Annotated in this window: 14 protein-coding genes; 8 read left to right on the forward strand and 6 right to left on the reverse strand. The window is 45.8% G+C overall.

The features are described from left to right. Positions 1-13 precede the first annotated feature (13 nt). Together F7Y48_RS03960 and F7Y48_RS03965 are read left to right on the forward strand one after the other, a co-directional pair. Entirely contained in the window at positions 14-1,534 is a 1,521-nt protein-coding gene (locus F7Y48_RS03960; protein WP_203343520.1) for a transcriptional regulator, read from the forward strand. 131 nt (positions 1,535-1,665) lie between these two features. Beyond that, on the forward strand, positions 1,666-2,565 hold the full coding sequence (locus tag F7Y48_RS03965; protein ID WP_282150424.1) for a hypothetical protein: 900 nt from the start codon (positions 1,666-1,668) through the stop codon (positions 2,563-2,565). Between the two features lie 101 nt (positions 2,566-2,666). On the opposite strand, the gene treC is transcribed toward F7Y48_RS03965, so the two are convergent. The 4 genes from treC to gmhB all read right to left on the reverse strand — a co-directional run bounded on the left by treC (position 2,667) and on the right by gmhB (position 7,645). Continuing rightward, positions 2,667-4,352, reverse strand: coding sequence for an alpha,alpha-phosphotrehalase (gene treC / locus F7Y48_RS03970; protein ID WP_316681437.1), 1,686 nt, complete (start codon positions 4,350-4,352; stop codon positions 2,667-2,669). An 87-nt stretch (positions 4,353-4,439) separates the two neighbouring features. After that, entirely contained in the window at positions 4,440-5,864 is a 1,425-nt protein-coding gene (gene treB, locus F7Y48_RS03975; protein ID WP_005391342.1) for a PTS trehalose transporter subunit IIBC, read from the reverse strand. Between the two features lie 178 nt (positions 5,865-6,042). Beyond that, on the reverse strand, positions 6,043-6,990 hold the full coding sequence (gene treR / locus F7Y48_RS03980) for a trehalose operon repressor TreR (protein WP_047010145.1): 948 nt from the start codon (positions 6,988-6,990) through the stop codon (positions 6,043-6,045). 103 nt (positions 6,991-7,093) lie between these two features. Then, positions 7,094-7,645 (reverse strand): D-glycero-beta-D-manno-heptose 1,7-bisphosphate 7-phosphatase, encoded by a 552-nt coding sequence (gmhB, locus tag F7Y48_RS03985; RefSeq protein ID WP_048626100.1) that lies wholly within the window; start codon positions 7,643-7,645, stop codon positions 7,094-7,096. 341 nt (positions 7,646-7,986) lie between these two features. Here gmhB and metN point away from each other — a divergent pair, with 341 nt between their 5' ends. The 3 genes from metN to F7Y48_RS04000 are packed head-to-tail and all read left to right on the forward strand — an operon-like array spanning position 7,987 to position 10,530. After that, positions 7,987-9,021: a methionine ABC transporter ATP-binding protein MetN gene (gene metN, locus F7Y48_RS03990; RefSeq protein ID WP_316681440.1), complete on the forward strand. Its 1,035-nt coding sequence runs from the start codon at positions 7,987-7,989 to the stop codon at positions 9,019-9,021. Then, positions 9,011-9,688, forward strand: a complete 678-nt coding sequence (locus F7Y48_RS03995) for a methionine ABC transporter permease (RefSeq protein ID WP_258508406.1) — start codon at positions 9,011-9,013, stop codon at positions 9,686-9,688. The genes metN and F7Y48_RS03995 overlap by 11 nt, the downstream gene beginning before the upstream one ends. A 32-nt stretch (positions 9,689-9,720) precedes the next feature. Further along, positions 9,721-10,530 (forward strand): MetQ/NlpA family lipoprotein, encoded by an 810-nt coding sequence (locus tag F7Y48_RS04000; RefSeq protein WP_258508404.1) that lies wholly within the window; start codon positions 9,721-9,723, stop codon positions 10,528-10,530. 111 nt (positions 10,531-10,641) lie between these two features. Here F7Y48_RS04000 and F7Y48_RS04005 read toward each other — a convergent pair whose 3' ends face one another. Continuing rightward, on the reverse strand, positions 10,642-11,418 hold the full coding sequence (locus F7Y48_RS04005) for a Zn-ribbon-containing protein (RefSeq protein ID WP_048626099.1): 777 nt from the start codon (positions 11,416-11,418) through the stop codon (positions 10,642-10,644). A 2-nt stretch (positions 11,419-11,420) separates the two neighbouring features. Further along, positions 11,421-11,966 (reverse strand): SecY-interacting protein, encoded by a 546-nt coding sequence (syd, locus tag F7Y48_RS04010; RefSeq protein ID WP_124008585.1) that lies wholly within the window; start codon positions 11,964-11,966, stop codon positions 11,421-11,423. Positions 11,967-12,074: 108 nt separating this feature from the next. Here syd and queF point away from each other — a divergent pair, with 108 nt between their 5' ends. From queF to F7Y48_RS04025, 3 genes are all read left to right on the forward strand, one after another. Next, a complete protein-coding gene (gene queF, locus F7Y48_RS04015) occupies positions 12,075-12,920 on the forward strand; it encodes an NADPH-dependent 7-cyano-7-deazaguanine reductase QueF (protein ID WP_104971358.1) in 846 nt (281 codons plus the stop codon). Positions 12,921-13,085: 165 nt separating this feature from the next. Further along, entirely contained in the window at positions 13,086-15,368 is a 2,283-nt protein-coding gene (locus tag F7Y48_RS04020; protein ID WP_005391368.1) for a tetratricopeptide repeat protein, read from the forward strand. A 98-nt stretch (positions 15,369-15,466) separates the two neighbouring features. After that, a complete protein-coding gene (locus tag F7Y48_RS04025; protein ID WP_006743207.1) occupies positions 15,467-17,032 on the forward strand; it encodes a sensor domain-containing diguanylate cyclase in 1,566 nt (521 codons plus the stop codon). Positions 17,033-17,208 lie beyond the last annotated feature (176 nt).

A 17,208-nucleotide genomic window follows, 5' to 3' on the forward strand; every position in this document is an offset into this window, starting at 1 on the left:
AACGCGGTGCGGTATGCGCGATTTTTTGCAACAAGCCAAACAAACTCACAGTTGTATTGCGATTGGCGAGTTGGTCTATAATCCGAAGACACAAACTCTTCATCAAGACACTGTCGCGATTGATCTCGAACCTCGTACCATTGAGTTATTAGAGCTGCTGCTAACAAGCGTGGGACATCCGCTCTCTGCCGATACCATTATCGAAACCATTTGGCAGAGCAAATTCATCTCTAAGAATGTACTCACTAACCGCATTAGCACCTTACGTGCGCTGCTACAACAGCATCTCCCCGAGTACGATGCGACTAAGCTCTTGGTCACCTACCCTCGCAAAGGTTACTTTCTAAACCCTGCCAATATCCGTTTAGTGCCACCAGCGAAAAACCATCGACGTGCTATTACATCTCAAGTTACGAACCGTAAGAACATCAAGCTGATTTTTGCTTATAGCTTATGTGCCGTACTTACGGTTTGTAGCGTGACGCTCGCAAGCTTGTTATGGCAACGCCAAGAGATTTCAACACAACAAACACGTCATCAGTTACTTATCCCCAAAGTCGAGTTGCTGCTCAACCGTGTCGATGCAATCGGCTCTCAGGCGCGAAAATACCGCATACTGGTCAAAGCCGTCTTACTGCAACAACAGGTCGAATATCCATACACCGACATCGCCAACCAAGACGCTCCCAGTTACTTTCTTGATCCTATCGGTCATACGCCGTATTTCCCTGGCGCGCGAAACATGCAGACCAGTGATTACGAACTCAACATAGAGTTAAAAGACGGCGCAGAGCAAGGCACCTTGAAAGCTCAGATGAACCTTATTTATCCTGCGACAGGGAAACTGGCGTTTCGCAACGAATACACACTGCGCTTATCCGACCTACAATCGGATATCTTCCAAATTCACTCAGATGTCGCGCAGTACTTCAACTTGCCTGCACCTTCAGCCAGTACATGGCAACTGTCAGACGTTCACCAAAAAATGCTGTTTGAGAATGTCTTTTCTAACCAGCCTCTCCAACAAGCTGATGAGTTTGCAGCTATCACAACCGCAAGGCATCTCGCTTTGTACGAGCAAGAACCTCAAAAGCTGGAGGCGTATTTGACGCAAGTGCAGTCGTCGTTCGATGTTTTGCCAGATGAGCTAAGCCTCTGGTTGGGCGTATTGCATTTCAAACTAGGCAACCTAGACCGAGCAAAAGTTCTGCTGACCACTCCAGATGGCGACTCACGTATTCAAAACGCGCTGATTTATACGTTTGTGTCTCACATCGCTTATAAACAAAACAAACTCGAACAGTTCCGTCTCAACTACATGGAATCACTGGTGGCACTGCTGCGCGTTTTGCCTTCCGAGACATTGTTTGAACGTCTTTCTCAATCTGAATCGAAAGAGACTTGCCTTCAACCATGGAAAACGTTGCATGTCAGTTTGACCGATCAAGAAATTATCAGCCGATGGAAAGCGCTCATCAACGAGTATTGCACCAACGTAGCTAACGAAATAAGCCCAAATAAAACAAAGACTTAAATATAAAATTAAGCTTTCATTAAGCCCTATTAGCTTTTGTTTTTTGCCCTTTTTAGCTCACTAAACTTAGCATGCTCGCATTCAAGCAACGGCCCAACATGAAGCGGCCTAATCAATCAGGAATGTAAACCATGCTAAACAAAATGACGCTTATCGCAGCAGCAACTCTGGCTCTTTACGGCTGTGGCGGTGGTTCGTCTTCTGGCAGTGCTAATCCAAACAAAGTGCCTCAAGAAAGTTTCGACGTCGCGATTCAACACTCAATCTTCGCTCCCACGCCAAGCACACAACTAAACTACGCGTTTAGCCTGGATGGCCAACCTGAAGGCGAGATGAAACTGAGTTTCCAAGCGATGGATAACGAGCAATTGTTGGCAGCATTGGCACAAATCCCAAACAGCGAAGCAATGGTCCAGTTGGTTAATGACTTGGTGAACTACGGCGCCAAACAGTTCTACTATTCTGACGAACAGTACAACGACGATGAAGAGAGCAATACGCTTTATTTTGCAGGCTCTGATGGCGCACTTCATGAAGTCACCGACGCTTATTCCATTAACCAGCAGTTTGTTGCAATGCTGATGCACAGCAGCCCTATTTTCCGTCTCAACGGTGACGACGTAAAAGAGAAAAGCCCGAACATTGATATCGGTGAAGAGACCATATCTCTGCAAACCACTCTAACAGGCTACGCAGTTCACAACCTACTAGACAGTTTTGAAGAGCATGAGTGGGTGCAAAACCTGCCAATGACAGCATCTTGCCAAGTGGTTTGGCAGCAGCAAATCCGAGAGACTGGCGTACGTAAAACGTTCTCAATTTCAAGCAAGAAAATTGAAGCGGCGTACCTGACGGAAGAGAATACTTACAACCTAAACTGCGATGATATGGACTCAATGGAGTTCGCCACTTCGGCAGAACGTTGGTTTAACCCGAGCTTAGGTCTGATTGAGCAAATCGAACTGCTAAAAGTACAACAAGTACAAGTCAATGAAGAGAAAGTGCTGCTAACAGCAATTGAAACAAAATAAGCCTGTACTCCACAAGTATCTCGCATCTCAATAAAAAAAGGCTTTGGGGAGCACACCAAAGCCTTTATCTCGAACATCAATCTTAGGGGGGACACCCGAGTTTATTCTTCTATCAATAAAATACGAGTTTCGTAAGGTCGTAATACTTGATGGTTTGACGCGACTGCACTCGCTGAGTTTTGATAGTTAGATAGCAAGTTTTTCGCTGTACTCAGTTCAAAACGTTCTGGCAGAACGCATTCCACCTCTTCAGCGTAGTAGTTATTGATACACAGCAGCGTTTGTTTGTCGTTCTGGCGAGCGTAAGCAAAAATGCGTTGATGCTCTGGCAATAAATCTTCATAACGACCATCGGTGATCACCGAAACCTGTTTACGTAGCTCAATCAAACGTTTATAGAAATAGAACACCGAGTTCAAATCGGCAACCGCAGCTTCTGCGTTGATTTCAGAGTAGTTCTGCGCCACTTCAAGCCACGGTGTGCCTTCGGTAAAACCGGCGTGCTTTTGGCTGTTCCATTGCATTGGCGTACGTGAGTTATCACGCGACTTCTGCGCCAAAATCGCCATCATCTCCTCGTGTGATACGCCATCACGGTTGACCATGATGTCGTACATGTTGGTGCTTTCTACGTCGCGGTACTGGCTGATCTCCGTGTAACCTGGGTTGGTCATACCAATCTCTTCACCTTGGTAAACATAAGGTGTGCCTTGCATCATGTGTACAGACGCCGCCAGCATTTTCGCCGACTCGACGCGGTATTGTTTATCATCACCTAAGCGGCTAACCACACGAGGTTGATCGTGGTTACACCAGAACAGTGCGCCCCACCCTTTGCCATTTAAGCCCGTTTGCCAATGGTTGAAGATCTGCTTTAACTGAATGAAATCAAAAGGCGCTTTAGTCCATTTTTCACCATTCGGATAATCCACTTTCAGGTGGTGGAAGTTGAACACCATCGACAGCTCTTTGCCGTCTAGTGAAGAGTATTGCTGGCAGTGTTCTAGCGTGGTCGAAGACATTTCACCCACCGTCACGCTGCCGTACTTTTGGAACACGGCTTCGCTGATTTCTTGCAGATATTCGTGCACGCGAGGACCATCAGTATAGAAACGACGGCCATCGCCAATATCATCGCTTGGGAAATCTTGTTGTTTAGAAATCAGGTTGATGACATCAAGACGGAAACCATCCACGCCTTTGTCTGCCCAGAAGCTGATGACTTCTTTCACTTCTTCACGCACCACTGGGTTTTCCCAGTTTAAGTCCGCCTGCTCTTTAGCAAAAAGGTGCAAGTAGTACTGCCCTGTCGCTTCATCCAATTCCCAAGCATTGCCTCCAAACTTCGATTGCCAGTTGTTGGGCTCTGCGCCATCAACCGGATCTTTCCAGATGTAGTAATCACGGTATGGGCTGTTTTTGTCCCCTAACGCGGATTGGAACCAATGATGCTCAGTCGAAGTATGGTTGACCACGATGTCCATGATGATTCGAATGCCCAGCTGATGAGCCTCTGCCAACAGGGTATCGAAATCTTCCATAGTGCCGAACTCTGGATTGATCGCGTAGTAATCGGAGATATCGTAACCGTTATCAACCATTGGAGACTGATACACTGGCGTCAGCCAAATCGCATCCACACCGAGGTGTTTTAGATAATCCAGTTTAGAAATGATCCCTTTAATATCGCCCGTGCCTTTACTGCCGCTGTCACAAAAGCTTTTTGGGTAAATTTGATAGATGGTTGCGGTTTTCCACCAGCTCTCATCATGCTTGGTCATAGCCATTTCTAACACTCACTTACCAATAATCGGAAACTTAAAATTTGAAAAGAAAAATAGGAGGAGGCAGCCAAGTCACTGCCTCAAATTGAATTACGCGTTTGCCGCCTCAAGCTCACCTTTCGCTTGTGCACGCTTATAAAGAAGTAACGTTAATGCAGCGGGTACCACCATCGCGACCAACATCGCCAGAGCAAAGATGCCCCAGAACTGCGGCTGGATAGATAAGATGCCCGGCAAGCCGCCCACACCGATACCGTTCGCCATGACGCCCGCACTACCACAGATAGCAGCAGCACATGCACTACCGATCATCGCACTCAACATTGGGAACTTGTATTTCAAGTTGATGCCGTACATCGCCGGCTCTGTTACGCCAAGGTAGGCAGAAATCGCTGCTGGCACTGAGATTTCACGCTCATCCTGCTTTTTACTGATGATAATGATGCCAACCACTGCCGATGCTTGAGCAATGTTCGATAGTGCAATCAAAGGCCAAATCGGCGTGCCACCCAATTCTTGCATCAACTGCAAGTCAACGGCGTTGGTTGTGTGGTGGATACCTGTGATCACAAGTGGCGCGTATAAGAAGCCGAAGATGGTTGAACCAATCATCGCAAAGTCACCCGTCATGGCTGCTTTTGCTGCGAAAGCAACGCCGTCACCCAACATACGACCGAATGGGCCAATGATAGAGTGCGCAAGAATCACAGACACAATGATAGAAACAAACGGTACTACTACTAGGTAAAGGTAAGACGGAATGATGCGTTTTAAGCGTGTTTCGATAAACGCTAGTGCGATACCTGCTAACATCGCGGGAATCACCTGCGCTTGGTAACCGACTTTCTCAATCGCAAACAACCCAAAGTCCCACACTTCAGGTACTTGCTTACCAATCAGGTAGGCGTTCATTAACTGCGGCGAAACCAATGTCACACCAAGCGTGATACCCAGAATCGGTGTACCGCCGAGCTTTTTCACGGTCGACCAACACACACCAACGGGTAGGAAGAAGAAAATTGCTTCACCAATTAACCATAGGAATGAATGAACAGTCGCCCAAAACTGACTGATTTCCGTTAGGGTTTGACCATCAAACATCTTGATGTCGCCAATCACATTACGGAAACCAAGAATCAAACCACCAGTAATGATCGCAGGCAACAGTGGTACAAAGATTTCTGCAAGGTGGGAAATACCACGCTCAACGATATTCATGTTTTGGCGAGCAGCATTCTTGGATTCGTCTTTGCTCGCTTCACTTTTACCGCTTAGCTCGATCAGAACTTTGTAAACCTCATCAACTTCAGTGCCGATGACGACTTGGAATTGACCTGCGTTGGTAAAACAGCCCTTCACCATCGGTAATGCTTCTAACTGTTTTGTGTCTGCTTTGTCCGTATCGTTTAGAACAAAACGCAAGCGAGTTAAACAGTGGCTTACACTGGCAATATTGTCCGGCCCCCCGACCAGCTCAATAAGACGCTCCACGTCTTTACGCGCAATCTTACTCATAACTTTGTCCACCCTGTATTGGATACATTCGATTCATCATTTTATTTTTTTATAAATGGGAACATTCCCATTTCTTAGTTTTAATATTGCCATTCAAAGACAAAAAACAAAATGGGAACAGTCCCATTAATTGAGAATGATCACAGTATAATTTTAGAGCAAACCGTTGTAGTGTGGATTAGCGGCAAATAGGTTGTTGAGTGAAGTGAACGACTTCTTCATCGCCATTTAATTGATTAATCAGCATTTTAGCGGACTTTTCCCCCGCAAGGGTATAACCTGGATCGACACTAAATACTTTAGGGAAAAGGAAAGAAAGCAACTCGTTACCACCCACGCCTGTCACGACCACGTCTTCACGACCTAACTCTTGAAGACGCTTGATTACGCCCAATGCAATAGTATCGCTGGCACACACAATGGCTTGCGTGTCTGCATTGAGAACGTGGTCCACCAGCTGATAAGCACTTTCATGGCTAAGCTTACCGGTTTGGAAGCAAGGCGTAAGTTGCTTGCGCTGACACCAAGCTTTGTAAGCATTTAAACGAGCCAAGCCTGTGGTTTTATCTTCGGGATCAACACCAATATAAGCAATGCGAGATAAAGATTGCTGCTCAAGGTGAGACAAAGCCATGTCTATCACGCCTTGGTTATCATAATTGATGGAAGAGACGTTATCGGTATCCATCGCAATCACCACAATGCGATTGCCCCACTCAGCTAAGGCTTGCTCATCGCATCCAGTAAAGCCAAATACAATCACGCCATCCACATTGCGACGCTTAAGCACACTCAAGTGCTCATTGGTTTTGTCTCGGTCAAACTGACTCTCCATGATCACCGCATCATAACCAGCGGAATACAATGCATTGAGCATTGTACCAACGGCGCGATTTTCTGATGGTGAGTCCAGACGGGAGATGATAACACCAATGACTTTTTGGCTACCGCCACGCATTGATTGCGCAGATTTGGACGGTACATAACCAGATTCACGAATGATTTGCTCTACTTTCTCTCGCGTTTGAGGTTTCACTTTTGGATCGTTGGTAAGCACACGGCTTACTGTTGATTTGCCAACGCCTGCCAATTTCGCGATATCAAGAATGGTGAGTTTTTTGCTCATAAGTGATCAAACTAGAATGGATGAATGCTTAGGTGACTGAACTTTAACAGTAATAAGAGAAAAGGGAAGCAAACGCTTCCCTTAAATATGCGAATTGTGCAGATTATTTCTTTAAATATGCAGGCACGTCAGCAACACTATCAAGCACAACCGTTGCTAATGCTTCACCTTGCTCAGTAACAGGCTTACCTGTGCGCACCAAAATCTTGGTGCCAACGCCCGCGGCTTCTGCTGCCATCATGTCTTCGGCTTTATCACCAATCATCACAGATTTTTCCATGTCGATTTTCAAGAAATCACGCGCAGAGATAAACATACCAGGTTTAGGCTTGCGGCAATCACAATCCTGCTTGTAATCGCCAATGCCATGTTCAGGGTGATGTGGACAGTAGTAGATACCATCAAACTCAACACCATGATCAACAAAGTTCCAGTCCATCCATTGAGTCAGAGACAAGAAACGGTCTTCACTGAATTTACCACGTGCGATGCCCGATTGATTCGTCACTAGCACTAAGAGGTAACCTTGATCTTTCAGCGCTTTCGTCGCTTCAAACACACCATCAATGTACTCAAAATCATGTTCGTCATGAACGTAGCCGTGGTCAACGTTTATCACGCCATCACGATCGATAAAAACAGCAGGTTTTGCCAAAACGTATTTCTCTATTAACTCGGTTTAATCAGATTATTACATACCTTATAAACTTCAACACTATCTAATTCATTCTAGGCCTCGACAAAACAGTTGATTTGTTGGGCAAGAATCGGTAATTCTGAGGGGGCTCTCCACTTATCTTCTCCTCGTAACTTACTCCTCATTCTCTTCAAAACAGAACATCCATACATTTAGACGTCTAGACGTAAAAATATCTATTGACTTCATTCTGGTTAACCCATAGCATCAACTGAGAAGTGAGATAAAGCTCAACATTAAGTTCTGTCAAAGGCCGTTTTTGACAGCGAAGTTCCCCGTATCTTTGGGCAGGTTGAAACATGATAGAAATAAAAAACGTCAATAAAGTGTTCTACCAAGGCAGTAAGGAAATCCTTGCCCTGAAAGACATTAACCTACACATCGCCAAGGGCACCATCTTCGGTGTTATCGGTTCATCTGGTGCTGGTAAAAGTACGCTGATCCGCTGCGTAAACATGTTAGAAGCACCAACATCTGGCTCCATCATCGTTGATGGCATTGATTTAACAAAACTCAGCAAAAAGCAGTTGGTCGAAACGCGCCGTAACATCGGCATGATCTTTCAGCATTTTAATCTGCTCTCGTCTCGTACTGTGTTTGATAACGTGGCGCTACCACTGGAACTGGCAGGCAAAGACAAATCGCAAATCACAACAAAAGTCACTGAGTTACTAAAACTTGTTGGCTTAGCCGACAAACACGAAAGCTATCCGTCCAACCTAAGTGGCGGTCAAAAACAACGTGTGGCGATTGCTCGCGCATTGGCATCCGATCCAAGCGTACTACTGTGTGACGAAGCCACTAGCGCACTGGATCCTGCAACGACTCAATCTATCCTTGAGCTATTGAAAGAGATCAACCGCAAACTCAACATCACGATTCTACTGATTACCCACGAAATGGAAGTGGTAAAAAGCATCTGTCACGAAGTGGCGATCATCGGTGGTGGTGAGTTGGTGGAGAAAGGCACCGTTGGCGATATTTTCGCGCACCCTAAAACGGAGCTGGCGCACCAATTCATTCGCTCAACGCTGGATCTATCCATTCCTGAAGATTACCAAGCACGTCTGCAAGCAGAGCGTGTTGAAGGCAGCTACCCTCTTGTCCGTATGGAATTTACTGGCGCAACCGTAGATGCACCGTTGATGTCGCAGATTTCGCGTAAGTACAACATCGACGTCAGCATTCTGAGTTCCGATCTTGATTACGCCGGCGGCGTTAAGTTCGGCATGATGGTCGCAGAGCTGTTTGGTAATGAACAAGACGACAGTGCAGCAATTGAATATCTGCGCGAGCACAACGTAAAAGTAGAGGTACTTGGTTATGTCCTTTAATACGATTTTTGAATGGCTAAGTTTAAACAGCAAACTACTTTTAGGTGCTACGTGGGAAACCATCTATATGGTCGCGGTTGCTGGCGTAGTGGGTTTTGCGGTCGGCATTCCATTGGGGGTGATTCTGCATATTACTAAGAAAGGCGGCTTGCTAGAAAACACCAAACTGAACGGAATTCTTGGTGCAGTGGTTAACGTTGGGCGCTCAGTTCCTTTCCTTGTTTTGATGGTTGCGATCATTCCAGTAACTAAGATGTTAGTGGGCACTTTCATTGGTACAACTGCGGCAATCGTTCCGCTGACTATTGGTGCGATTCCGTTTGTCGCTCGTCTCATTGAAGGGGCATTGCTGGAAGTACCAACTGGCTTGGTTGAGGCTGCGCAATCCATGGGCGCAACACCAACGCAAATCATCACAAAAGTTCTCCTACCAGAAGCAATGCCGACTATTGTTAACTCAGTGACGATTACTCTAGTGACATTAGTGAGCTACTCTGCGATGGCAGGAACGGTTGGCGGCGGCGGCCTCGGTGACGTAGCCATCCGATACGGCTTCCACCGCTACGATGTAACTATCATGGCAGTAACCGTTGTGATGTTGATTGTTCTAGTACAAATTATTCAGTCTATCGGTGACGCAGTGGTGCGCCGTGTAGACCACCGATAAGCATTGAAAATACATATTATAAGGAGATAAACATGAAATTTAGCCTTAAAGGTCTTTTGACTGTAGCAACCGCTGCTTCTGCTCTTGTTCTAGCGGGTTGTGGCGATAAAGAAGTGGACGTTAACAAGGTAAAAGTTGGCGTAATTGCAGGTGCTGAAGCGCAAGTTGCTGAAGTAGCGGCAAAAGTAGCGAAAGAAAAGTACAACCTAGACGTTGAACTGGTTACGTTCACGGACTACGTAACACCAAACGCTGCGCTAGATGACGGCTCTGTAGACGCGAACGCTTTCCAACACAAACCTTACCTAGATCAACAAGTTAAAGATCGCGGCTACAAACTGGCTATCGCAGGTAACTCGTTTGTTTACCCAATCGCAGGTTACTCAAAGCAAGTAAAATCAGTGGATGAAATTCAAGATGGCGCGCGCATCGCGGTTCCAAACGATCCAACCAACCTAGGTCGCTCACTACTGCTTCTTGAGCAACAAGGGTTGATTACGCTACGTGATGGCGTTGGTCTACTCGCTACAGTACGTGACATCGTAGGCAACCCTAAAAATATCGAAATCATTGAGTTAGAAGCGCCACAACTTCCACGTTCATTGGATGACGTAACGCTATCTATCATCAACACCACTTACGCAAGCTCTATCGACCTATCGCCAGAGCGTGACGGTGTGTTTGTTGAAGATAAAGACTCACCATACGTAAACCTAATTGTTGCTCGCGAAGAAAATGTTAATGCGCAAAACGTACAAAACTTCGTAAAAGCTTACCAAACGGAAGAAGTTTACGAAGCGGCAAAAGAGCTATTCAAAGGCGGCGTAGTGAAAGGTTGGTAATCCCACTTTTCTAAACCGTACTGAAAATAATAGTCTGAACATAAAAGGGCTGATGTGAAAACATCAGCCCTTTTTATTTCTCTATCCACCCATTTAAGTAACTTCAATTCGCTACTTAAGGTGGTCCCAAGAGATGTTCGACACGATTCGGCAGTCATCACACTTAAAATGAAATATGTCATGTAGTGGCTCATCGAGTAGCCACTCTCCACCGCATTTTGGGCACTTGCGCGCTTTCTCGCTCTCCAGCGACTGACCGCCCACGCGATACTGGTAATAGTATGTTGGAACCTTGGTGATGTATTCGATACGACCTCGCAAATCCCAACCGCGGCGGAACAACACGCTGTCTACATCGCAAATCTCGTGCAGCGCCGCATGCTCTGCGCGGCACCCGCCAGCCATTTGGATTTCATCGCACGCTTGCCATTCTGTCTGCCATTTGATGACGGCTTTATGGTCACCATTTAGCGTCGGCTCATTGCGATACAAAGGAATCGGCAACAACGTTTCCCCACTGCGCAAAGGCGAACACGTATGAACATAAGTCGTGTACAACACTTGCCAGCTAGGTGTCTCTTCTTCGGCGGCTTGTTCTGAATTTAAATCACGGCCAAGCATACGCATTTTCGGTGCAAGCAAAGACGCGTCTGACAAACGGTTCATGCACACTTTGACAAAATCTGAGTGATAACGTGGATGCAAACTGTCTTGCTCTGGGCAAACGACACGAACATAAAACTCGCCATCTCCCATCACTATCGGGAATTCTCGGCCTAGTACTTGGCCGTTATAACGCAACGCATCCATCAAGCCATTAATAGCTTTGTCTACCGCGCTGACGGTGGTGTTATCAAAACACTCAAACTGCAACTCAACAACGTACATATTTAGACAGTGGCCTCTAACTTGCTCAAGAACTCAGCCAATGAATCCGCCAGAACATCACGTTTAGACGTACCTAAACGCTCTAAAATCACATTACCAGTGAGGTTACAAATCGAGATCACATCCATTTCCTCATCTGTCGCCGCGATAAATACCGTTGGTTTAAGTTTCAGGCGACGTTGCGTCACCAAATGACCAAGAATATTTTCTTGTAGGCGCACAAAATCATCATCGCTCCACACTTGCAGTAGCGTCAACGAATTACCTTGCCAAGTTGCCTCCATATCGGCGCTGTATTGAGAACCATAAAAGGCTTTTACATCATCTTGCAGTGACAACTCAATAGCATTTTCCACATTAGTGAAATCGGCCATTTCATCACGTGCGACCGCTTTCCAAAGCACCTTTCCATCACGCTTCTCTTCGACACAAGGAGAAACAAGATCTGCAAGCTCTTCACTGCTTGGCAACTCATTATATTTAGCTTGCCAAGCTTGTTGGTAGCGCAGGCTGAACTCTTGTAACGCCTGAGTAACGTTTTGGGTCATGAAGGTCTCCTCATTCCTTATTTATCAGATAGCCGTGTTTGCCGGATGGCAATTGACCAGCGGATTCAGTAAAATTCTCGCCATTCTAATCGAAAACGACCACAAAGTATGAGCAAATATTCTGACGCTAAAGAGCTTGCTGGCCTAACATTAGGTAAAAAGACCGAGTATGCGAACCAATACGACCCAAGCTTGCTGCAACCAGTTCCTCGTAGCCTAAACCGAGATGACCTTCAGTTAGGCGACAGCCTTCCTTTTATGGGCCACGACATTTGGACGCTGTACGAGCTCTCTTGGTTAAATAGTAAAGGCTTACCACAAGTGGCCGTTGGCGAAGTATACATTCCAGCCACCAGTGCAAACTTGATTGAGTCGAAGTCTTTCAAACTGTACTTAAACAGCTACAACCAAACCCGTTTTTCAAGCTGGGAAGAAGTTGAAGAGCGTTTAACGCAAGACCTATCTGAATGTGCCGGTGAAAAGGTGTTGGTCGAGGTGAACCCGGTTACTCACTACACCAATCAACCTATTGTGACAATGGAAGGCGAATGTATTGATGACCAAGACATTGACATCACCAGTTACGATTTTGATGCCGATTTGCTTGAAGGCGCAGCAGGTGAAGAGCAAGTGGAAGAAATCCTACATAGCCACCTATTGAAGTCAAACTGTTTGATCACCAATCAACCCGACTGGGGCAGTGTAGAAATTCGCTACCAAGGTGCGAAAATAGATCGCGAGAAACTGCTGCGTTACTTGGTATCTTTCCGCGAGCACAACGAATTTCACGAACAATGTGTTGAGCGTATTTTTACGGATCTAATGAAATACTGCCAACCAAGCAAACTGACCGTATTCGCCCGCTACACGCGCCGTGGTGGCTTGGACATCAACCCGTACCGCTCAACGGAACAAGACAAGCCAGATCACAACCACCGCATGGCTCGTCAGTAATCACGTTAGTGACAGAAATAAGTTCGGTAATCTAAAGGGTTACCGGACGTTTTTATTGTCCAAGCATGTTACTATATCAAATGGCTTCAACCTGCATTTAAGGGGCTTGTTGAGGTCTTTTACCGTTATCCGCCATATCTAAAAACAGTTCGAGGGAACGAAAGGATGTTTTGGGACAGTTCGCGTCTATTCAAGTTGATTGGCTTTCTTTGCTTGCTGTTTGTACAGCCGCTTCATGCGACTATTTTATCGTCCGCGTTACTCAACGAAGCACAACAATTGGCGGAAATAGAGCCATCACAAGCAAAACAAGCGGCAACCAACTACTTGTCACAACGTGAGCTAACGGAACGCAAAGAGAGTGACAGCCCTTCTGCGATGTCTCGTGACGAGACCGATCGTAGCGTTCGCACACCAAGCAGCACCATCGAAGCACACAAGATTATCGCTCAGGCAGACTACGCCATGGGTAACGTTCGTTCGGCTATCGAACACCTAAACAAAGCCGAGCGCTTAGCGCAAGAATATCAATTGCCGTACATGGATTTAGATCTCCAGCTGATGCGCAACCAAATGATTTGGATGTACGACAAAAACTACTCAAAAGCGGAAGACACGCTTAACCAAATTGAGCAGCAACTCGATGAAGCTGATGCGGTATTGCAACGTACCGACAGCGTTCGCTATCGATTAGTGATGCAAAGAGCGCTCCTCGCTTCACATAGTGGCGATCTGATTAAAGCGGAAAGTTTGTATTCTCAAGCCAAAACTATGCTTGAAGACAGCCGATCTGACTTAGCCTTGATCGACTATTACACAGCCGTCGGCGAGTTTTATCTGAATAGCAAGAAATACAATTTGGCTTTGTCGGAACTGCTTTACGGTTATTGGCAATCTATTGAGAGTGACAGTGGCGCAAGGTTAGCAAAAGTTAATCGCCTGTTGGCGAGACTCTTCCAAGAGCGTCGAGTTTACGACAAAGCGATCGAATACTTATCTCAAGCCGCAGACTTCTATGACTCCTACCCTAGCTCTCCCATCCTAGCGGATGTCCTTGAGCAAATGGGTGACATTTATTTTTACCAAGGCAAGTTTAACCTTGCCTTGGTGCACTACTTCAACGTGCTGGACCATGAAAGCACCAGTAAGAACATTAATCGGATCATTAAGATTCGCTTAAGCTTGGCGGCTACCTATCTGCAACTCTATAACTACGCGCTAGCTGAACAATACCTAGACCGCTCTAAAGAGCTTTTAGAATACACTGACATTCCTAAGCTTGAAGCAAAGGCAGCGTTGCTTCAGTCAGGCCTGGCTTATCATCAAAACGACAGTAAAAACGTCATTACCAATGCAAAGCTGGCGTTAGCACTTGCTGAAAAGTCACCTGAAAATAACAACTTCATTAAGCAGCAGTCTTACCGCTTACTCGGGCTTGGTTACGAGCAGGCAGGCGAATACCAACTTTCTCTGCAGGCTTATAAGAAATACACCAACCTTGTGCGTTTAGAGCAAAAACAGCTCAACCAAATCAGTGAGGATGCATTCCGCCAACAAAAAGAGTTTGCTGAACAAACCATCCACTATATCGGCCAATCGGAACGCCTTGAGCAAGTGGAAAGGGAACACCGCAAATTCCAGAAAATCTCATTCGCATTGTTTATTACTGTATTGGTGATGTTTTTGTTCATTATGCGCCGCGGCGTGATCATGCAACGCCAAGCAAGTGAAATCGAAAAACTGCGTAATGATCTCTTCACTCACTCTCGTTCCCGTTTGCGTAACTTGCGTATGCTGAACGTGAAGCTGTCTCGCTCATTGAAAAAGTCGAGCGAAACTTTCGAGCAATGGCAAATGGGCGAATTGATCCACGAGCCACTTAACGATCGCCTGCGCTTTGTCATGATCGACTTGCCATTCCTACGAAGCATGTACGTCCATAACGGCTATAAGGCTGGTCTAGAACTAGAACGTGCATTTGGCGACTTCCTTGCGGAAAAAATAGAAAAACCGTCGCGTCTTTACCATTTCTCCGATGCAAACCTACTCTATATCGAGCCGAACGCTGACCGTGATGCTTCTGCCGAAGTCATGTTCGAGAAATTCCAGACTTGGGTGGATGAATTCGCTCAGCAGCACAACGTCAACCGCATTATTCGCATGGGTATCAGTGATTATCCGTTCTTACCACGAGCCTACACTGCAATTAACGACGAGGAATTACTCGATCTGTTGCTGCTTGCGACTCACATTGCGCGAGAAGTCAGCTTGAAGGATAAGCAAAGCCACTGGGTTTTCTTGAAAGCCATCGATAACGCACCCGCCGCGAGCTTTGCAACGGGTAACATAAGAACCGCCTGTCAGCATGCCATTAGCCAAGGCCTGATTAAGATCCATTCGTCCTACAAGAATGAGGACGACATCAAGAAAATATTAAAAAATGGATAATTAAACGCCTGTTAGACATAATAACTAATGACGCTATAACGTTTTTTGTTATTATCGGATAATTGTCAGTAGTACATGGACTTAACCGTAGTCACTTCATGGGAATCTTGGAATCCGATATTCAGTCGCAGCTTCATCAGCTGAGTTGTCAACTTGACCAACTCAGACTGACACATCGTGATACTTCACTCAAATTCAAACGTGAACAACAAGTTCTTAAACGCGTTGTGGCATCATTGTCTTCAGCTTGCCAGGGTTCGAATACCCAGGTATCCAATTACCTGTTTGAAATCCAACAAGAGCTGCAACATCAAAAAGATATCAGTACTCTTATCCCACGTTTAGCGGTATTAGAGAGAATGCTCAAACAGCAGTCGAAGACGATGGACAAACAGAACGGCTACCTAGACGAACAAATCAAACACAGTGGTGAAACACTCCAACGTGTCACAGGGTTACCTGCGCAGTTAAAACGTGAACTACGGAACTTAATGAGTTTCTCAGAAGCTCATGCCAGCAATAAAGCCGATCAAGCCACTAAGCTACTGAGCATTTACGAACGCGCTCTGAAAATCATCACTTCCAACTCGCGTTTGCATCTCAGTGAGTTTGAGAATAATCCTGATAAGTCTCAACTTGAGTGCTTAGCCAGCGATCTACAACATACCATCACCGAGCTGGATTTTGAGGGAGAAACGGGAGATCGATTGCTCGATATTCGGGCTAAGCTGCTTCTTGGCGTGAGTGCAGAGTCTCTCATTGAGCTTACGCTCTCAACGCTGAAATTGGTTGTCGAAGCAACCAAGTTTGAGCGCGAAGCGTCTAGCCAATTCCTTGATCAACTGAACACTTCTCTCGCAAGTAACCTAAAAACCGTTCATCAGAACGTCGACCAACATCATACCTACTTTGAGCACCGCCAAGAGCTCAACACAGAAATGAACAGTCTGGTTGAATTGAGTCAACTATCCCTCGACCAAGCTCAAGATCTAGCGGATGTAAAAAAAGAAGTCGCCCCGTTACTTGCGAAAATGGCGTCGCTGACAGAGCGACTTAAAATGACGGAAGAACGAGAACAAGCGCTGCAAGAGCGTTTGAATTACAGTAAGAACCAGCTCGAAGCCGTGTTTGAAACCACCCAAGATCATCGTCGACGCTTAGATGACCAAGCTCAGCGCATGTTGCTAGACCCTCTGACTAAAGTCTATAACCGCACCGCATTTAATGATCGACTAGAGCTAGAGTATCGCCGTTGGATTCGCTCTCAACAGAACCTGCGTGTAGTGTTGTTTGACGTTGATAACTTCAAAGCGGTGAATGACAGCTATGGCTATACGGCTGGTGATAAAGCGTTGAAGATCATAGCTCGCACCATTAATAAACGCGTATCAGAAACTGAGACGGTAGCTCGCTTTGGTGGCGAAGAGTTTATTTTACTCGTTCCAGAACAATCTGAAGAATACACACTGGATCTCATTAAACATATCCAGCGTGATATTAGCCAATTACCATTTAAGTTCCGTGAGCAAAATATCATGATCACCCTAGCGGCTGTGTCGACCTCTTTTAAAGAGTCCGATACGCCAGAGTATGTACTCGATCGACTCGGCAAGATGCTTGCGGACGCTAAAAAACGTGGAACAAATCAGCTTAACTGGAGCTAGACTTCGTACAAAAATCGAACAAACAAACCAGAATTGGCGCAATTTACGCTTTATAACCACCCATTTTCAACGAGTTATCACATTTCTTCCCTTTCAGTCTGCTAAGCTGTAAAAACCCAAGTCACTTCAAGATGATGCATTTACAGAACGCGAATGTACCATCTTGAGGTTGCTTG

Source organism: Vibrio sp. 2-1-2a (genome assembly GCF_032648565.1).
GTDB classification, from domain to species: domain Bacteria; phylum Pseudomonadota; class Gammaproteobacteria; order Enterobacterales; family Vibrionaceae; genus Vibrio; species Vibrio diabolicus.

What these genes read in the sequence shown, in the direction of transcription:
- F7Y48_RS03960 (WP_203343520.1), top strand. Translation starts at nt 14, where the DNA reads ATGCGCGATTTTTTGCAACAAGCCAAACAAACTCACAGTTGTATTGCG.
- F7Y48_RS03965 (WP_282150424.1), top strand. Translation starts at nt 1,666, where the DNA reads ATGCTAAACAAAATGACGCTTATCGCAGCAGCAACTCTGGCTCTTTAC.
- treC (WP_316681437.1), bottom strand. Translation starts at nt 4,352, where the DNA reads ATGGCTATGACCAAGCATGATGAGAGCTGGTGGAAAACCGCAACCATC.
- treB (WP_005391342.1), bottom strand. Translation starts at nt 5,864, where the DNA reads ATGAGTAAGATTGCGCGTAAAGACGTGGAGCGTCTTATTGAGCTGGTC.
- treR (WP_047010145.1), bottom strand. Translation starts at nt 6,990, where the DNA reads ATGAGCAAAAAACTCACCATTCTTGATATCGCGAAATTGGCAGGCGTT.
- metN (WP_316681440.1), top strand. Translation starts at nt 7,987, where the DNA reads ATGATAGAAATAAAAAACGTCAATAAAGTGTTCTACCAAGGCAGTAAG.
- F7Y48_RS03995 (WP_258508406.1), top strand. Translation starts at nt 9,011, where the DNA reads ATGTCCTTTAATACGATTTTTGAATGGCTAAGTTTAAACAGCAAACTA.
- F7Y48_RS04000 (WP_258508404.1), top strand. Translation starts at nt 9,721, where the DNA reads ATGAAATTTAGCCTTAAAGGTCTTTTGACTGTAGCAACCGCTGCTTCT.
- F7Y48_RS04005 (WP_048626099.1), bottom strand. Translation starts at nt 11,418, where the DNA reads ATGTACGTTGTTGAGTTGCAGTTTGAGTGTTTTGATAACACCACCGTC.
- syd (WP_124008585.1), bottom strand. Translation starts at nt 11,966, where the DNA reads ATGACCCAAAACGTTACTCAGGCGTTACAAGAGTTCAGCCTGCGCTAC.
- queF (WP_104971358.1), top strand. Translation starts at nt 12,075, where the DNA reads ATGAGCAAATATTCTGACGCTAAAGAGCTTGCTGGCCTAACATTAGGT.
- F7Y48_RS04020 (WP_005391368.1), top strand. Translation starts at nt 13,086, where the DNA reads ATGTTTTGGGACAGTTCGCGTCTATTCAAGTTGATTGGCTTTCTTTGC.
- F7Y48_RS04025 (WP_006743207.1), top strand. Translation starts at nt 15,467, where the DNA reads ATGGGAATCTTGGAATCCGATATTCAGTCGCAGCTTCATCAGCTGAGT.